A 4508-nucleotide genomic window follows, 5' to 3' on the forward strand; every position below is an offset into this window, starting at 1 on the left:
TTGCCGGTTTCCAGGGCACCTCAGACCCGCCGGGGTGGCTCGATCCCGAAGAGCGCCAGGCGATGGCCGCATTTATACAGGCCAGGTCGACGGTGGAACGGCTTGGGCCTTATCGGTTCCGCATCGATGGCCGGGAGGTGGACTTTCAGGCCGCTCTGCAAGACAGGGCGTGCTGAAGCCTTTGTAGGGCAGCTTGCAGGCGGACAACCGGCTGTCGGGGGTTTACAGGGTTCGAAAGTCGCCACAGCTCCACGGCCCGGGTGATGGCTGTAAACGTCTGCCCTGAGGCGCTGACCGCGTCGACGCCCTCCACCCATCATTTACCCTCGTGCCGGTGTACATGACCGTCATCACGAGCCTCAAGGCGCCCGAAGGGATCAATCTGGCGACCGCGTGGGTGCCCCCCGACCGGCCCTGCCGGCAAAGCTACGCCGCCGCCTGGAAACAGTTCGCCCCGAAGTTGAAGAACAGCTGGGACGATTCTTTATGCGAGGGCTCCTGGGGGGCGCTCAGGGGCTGAGGGACCTCGAAGAAGCTGGTGAGAGCCGGCTCGTTTCGGGTTGCCTGGGGAGGCGCGACCACGGGTGGATCTCTGGCGAGGACCGGGACTGGAAGGCCGGCGGGCGCTCATCGTGCACCACGACGACCTGGGGATGACCGAGGTGCACAACCGCGCTTGCCGGCAACTCGGGCTGCCCACCGGCGGGTCCGCCTTCTGTTCGGCGAGTGAAACCGGCCAGCATTGAGGCATGAGGTGGTGCACCGAGATGGAGGGAATGACGCGGACACCTGCCGGGAGGGCTCGCCGCCCCGGGGGATCGGGCGAGCGATACCTGACCCCGCGCGATGTCGCCGAGATGCTGGATGTGACCGAGCAAGCCGTACGAGCCTGGTGCGAGAGGGGGCTTATCGACGCCATTCAGCCTGCCGGACACAAGGGGGTCTGGCGGATCCCGGCTTCCCAGTTTGCGGTAAGTCCCGAGCAATTGCGTGACATCGTCGAGAAGATCCGGGCCATCAATCGCCGTCTCGGGTACGGCGAAACGGACGACCACGAGCGCTGACAGCACCATTGGATGGCAGACGGTAAATCCGGTCGACCGGCTCTCGACTCAGGAGCCTACAACGAGACAGACCCGCAAGACAGACCCGCTCTCACCCCAATCCCTCCGTTTCCGGCATGGGAGTGAGCTTGTAACCGGCTTTCTCAAGCGCCAGAACTGCGGCCCCCACAAGGCCTGACCACTGCCCGAGCCGCGCCCGCTTTACCCGGACCCTGTCCGCTATCCACTGTGGCACCGCCCCCTGCCTCACGAGCGCGCACGCTTCCTCGACGGGGTAGGAAGGGTGCGTGCCGAGCCCGCCACCGACCACGATGAGTTCGGGGTTGAAGGCGGTTGCGATGTTGGCAAAGAGGAGGGCGAGGTAGCGAGCGACGGTGCCGTACAGATTCTTGAGACCCTCAGCCCCGTCGCGGCCGGCGGTCAGAGCGTCCGTGGCCCGGATCGCACGACCTGCCGCCCGCCAGGCGGCGCGTTCAATGGCGTAGCCCGAGACGAGGGCCTCCGCGTCGCCGACCTGGCCGCACCGGCACCGGTACGCTGCGGCTGACGGGTCCAGCACCACGTGTCCGACCTCGCCGGCGGCAAACGTCGCGCCCAGGTAGGGCTTGCCGTCGAGGAAGACCGCGCCTCCCACCCCCGTTCCCACGCTCACGTATACGACGCTCCCGGCCCCCACCGCGACGCCCGCGTGGACCTCCCCGTAGCCGCCGGCCCGCACGTCATTGTCGACAGCCACGGGGAGCCTCAGGCGCTGCTCCAGCACGTCTCGCACCGGCCCGCCGGGCCAGTCCGGGAGGTTGCCGGCAAGAAGCGAAACCCCACGAAGAGGGTCGAAGATGCCCGGAAAGCCGGCACCGACGGCTGCGATGTGCGGCCGTTCAGGGCCGGCCGCTTCTGACACCGCTTCCACAACCGCTATGACCTCGTCCAGGACCCGGCTGCCGCCGGCGGGCGTGGGGCGCGCCACGACCTGCCCGTGCATCCGGAGCCCCCGGAACAGGGCCGCCCGCACGTTCGACCCGCCAACATCCACCCCGACGACGAGAGGCTCCGCGCTGCCGGCACGTTCACCCATAGCGGCGGCCTTCCACGCCCTCGTTCCCGTCGCTCGCCGCACGCAGGACGACCGATCGGGCCAGGTTGCGCGGCCGGTCGGGGTTCAGGCCTCGCTGAAGGCTCAGCTTCAAGGCGACCTGCTGGAGGCGCACCAGTTCCACCAGCGGGTCGTAGCGAGGCGTCAGCACCGTCGCCCCCGTGGCCTCGATGTCCTCGATGAGTTGCCGGATCGGCGGCTCCACGGGATCGAGAATGGCGACCAGCGTCGCCTCGTCGGCACAGCTCATGGGCCCATGCCGGTACTCCAGCGGAACGTACCGCTCAGTCCACAGAAGCGCCATCTCCTGCGCCTTCAGCGCGGCCTCGCAGGCGATACCGAACCGCCATCCGGACCCGAGGGCAACCAGGTGCGAGACTGCTCCGTGAAGGTGAACCGGGTCTTTCAGGGCCTGGGCCACCTGGGCCACGAGGGCTTCCGGCGCCGGCCGTCCGGCCAGCAAGTCGGCCAGGGCCCTTAGGAACAGGAACGCGCTGGTGGCCGAACCCGTCTGCACGATGCTCTGCTCCCTGACGAAGTCCAGAACCACCGGCGTATCCGCGAGCGACACGAGCGGATTGGCAGCGTCGCAGGTGATGGCGACCGATGCGACGCCCGTCTGCCTGGCCGCCCGGGCGCCCTCGAGGATTTCGGTGGTCGTGCCGCTGCGGCTGATGAAGACGGGAAGTTCGTCCGCAGCCGGCCGGTAGAGGGAAGCGGGAACGGCCCGGGCTCGGGCGCCCACGCGCTCCTCCAGGTATGCGGCACCGGCCAGCCCTACGTAGTACGATGAGCCGGCACCCACGAACACCACAGGCCTTGAAAAAAGGGGACGGAGCTGGTCGACGTATGAGCCGGCGAGGGCCAGGGTGCGCCGCCAGTGATCGGGCTGGTTGAGTATCTCGGGCTCGGTGAGCGTCATGTGTCCGGCCTCCGGGCGATATTCTACGCCGCGACTCGCTCAGAGATCAACACTGTCTCGCACCGTTTTGACCACAAAAGCGCTCCTCTCGTTGCGATCTTGCAAACTTGCCCGACGGCGTGCTGCGTTTTCCCGGGGAAAACCCGAGATGCTCAAGGCCAGGCGCCACGACTCTCGCATGAGGCGCCTGAGTACCGCAGGGCCCGCGCCGAGTCAGTTGCAGCCCCGCCCGCGGCGGCCATCGACCTTGACAAACAGCGCTGTGCCATGTAGACTGCGGCATGGAGCCGGCGGCCCGAGTTCTGCGGGCCGGTTGGGCGCTACGAGCGGATGTAGCTCAGCGGTAGAGCATCGCCTTGCCATGGCGAGGGCCGCGGGTTCGAATCCCGTCATCCGCTCCATTTTTTCAGGTCTTATGAGCGGCCTGGTCGACGGGGTCGATCAGGCTGATTTTGCGTTTAGGGCCGTCCACGGAAGGAGCCTTTCCAGGTGACTGTCAAGGCAACCGTCCACCCGCTTGAAGGCAGCAAGGTCTCCCTCGAGGTCGAGGTGCCGGTCGAGGAGGTCCGAAAGGGCCTCGACGAGGCATACCGCCGCCTCGCCCAGCGGGTCCGGATCCCGGGCTTCCGCCCGGGCCGCGTCCCGCCCCAGGTGCTGCGGGCCAGGCTGGGGCGCCAGTCGGTCTTCGACGAGGTGCTGGAGCTGCTCCTGCCCCGGGCCTACCGGGAGGCCGTCGAAGAGAGCCGCGTGGAGCCGGTGGAGGAGCCCCGCTTCGACATCGTGCAGATGGAAGAAGACAAACCGCTGGTTTTCAAGGCCGAGGTGACGGTTAAGCCGGAGGTCAAGCCGGGTACGTATAAAGGGGTGAAGGCGGAGCGGGTGGTGCGCCGGGTCGCCGACGGCGACGTGGACCGGGTGCTGCGCCGGCTGCAGGAGCGCTTCGCCGTCCTGGAGCCCTCCGAGGGGCCCGTGCAGCGCGGGCTGTTTGCCGAGATAGACTACGACGCGCTGCTGGATGGGCGGCCGTTCCGGGGCGGGGCGGCCCGCGGGCGCACCATCGAGGTGGGCTCACAGCGGGTGCTGCCGGGGTTCGACGCCGCCATCGAGGGGATGCGGCCGGGTGAGCAGCGCCAGTTCGAGCTGACCGTTCCCGAAGATTACCCAGACAAGGAACTGGCCGGCAAGAAGCTCTCGTTCTCGGTGACCGTGAAGGCCGTCAAGGCCAAGCGCCTTCCGCAGCTGGACGACGAGTTCGCCCGAGACGTGGGACCGTACCAGAGCCTGGAGGAGCTGCGCCGTGCCATCCGCGAGGAGCTGCAGAAGTCGGCCGACCGGCGCAGCACCGCCGAACTGCGCCGCCAGGTGGTGGAGAAGGTAGCCCAGGCGGCCTCGGTGGAGGTGCCCGAGCCCATGCTGCGTCGCCGAACCG

5 protein-coding genes and 1 tRNA gene are annotated in these 4508 nt (G+C 68.1%); 4 read left to right on the forward strand and 2 right to left on the reverse strand.

Annotated elements, in window-relative coordinates:
- Positions 1-584 precede the first annotated feature (584 nt).
- Both AB1609_16245 and AB1609_16250 read left to right on the forward strand, forming a co-directional pair.
- Positions 585-746, forward strand: a complete 162-nt coding sequence (locus AB1609_16245) for a hypothetical protein (protein MEW6048000.1) — start codon at positions 585-587, stop codon at positions 744-746.
- A 21-nt stretch (positions 747-767) separates the two neighbouring features.
- Positions 768-1064 (forward strand): helix-turn-helix domain-containing protein, encoded by a 297-nt coding sequence (locus AB1609_16250; GenBank protein MEW6048001.1) that lies wholly within the window; start codon positions 768-770, stop codon positions 1062-1064.
- A 91-nt stretch (positions 1065-1155) separates the two neighbouring features.
- On the opposite strand, the gene AB1609_16255 is transcribed toward AB1609_16250, so the two are convergent.
- Positions 1156-2139 (reverse strand): ROK family protein, encoded by a 984-nt coding sequence (locus AB1609_16255; GenBank protein ID MEW6048002.1) that lies wholly within the window; start codon positions 2137-2139, stop codon positions 1156-1158.
- Positions 2132-3079, reverse strand: a complete 948-nt coding sequence (locus AB1609_16260; protein ID MEW6048003.1) for an SIS domain-containing protein — start codon at positions 3077-3079, stop codon at positions 2132-2134. Before AB1609_16260 ends, AB1609_16255 begins: the two co-directional genes overlap by 8 nt.
- 326 nt (positions 3080-3405) lie before the next feature.
- Here AB1609_16260 and AB1609_16265 point away from each other — a divergent pair.
- Together AB1609_16265 and tig are read left to right on the forward strand one after the other, a co-directional pair.
- Positions 3406-3480, forward strand: a tRNA-Gly gene (locus AB1609_16265).
- A gap of 88 nt (positions 3481-3568) precedes the next feature.
- Positions 3569-4508: trigger factor (gene tig, locus AB1609_16270; protein ID MEW6048004.1), on the forward strand; the 940-nt coding region annotated here is incomplete at its 3' end.

Source organism: Bacillota bacterium, from assembly GCA_040754675.1.
GTDB lineage: Bacteria > Bacillota > Limnochordia > Limnochordales > Geochordaceae > Geochorda.

Bases quoted from the DNA above. Each gene is read 5' to 3' on its own strand.
- AB1609_16250 (MEW6048001.1), top strand. From the start codon at position 768: ATGGAGGGAATGACGCGGACACCTGCCGGGAGGGCTCGCCGCCCCGGG.
- AB1609_16255 (MEW6048002.1), bottom strand. From the start codon at position 2,139: ATGGGTGAACGTGCCGGCAGCGCGGAGCCTCTCGTCGTCGGGGTGGAT.
- AB1609_16260 (MEW6048003.1), bottom strand. From the start codon at position 3,079: ATGACGCTCACCGAGCCCGAGATACTCAACCAGCCCGATCACTGGCGG.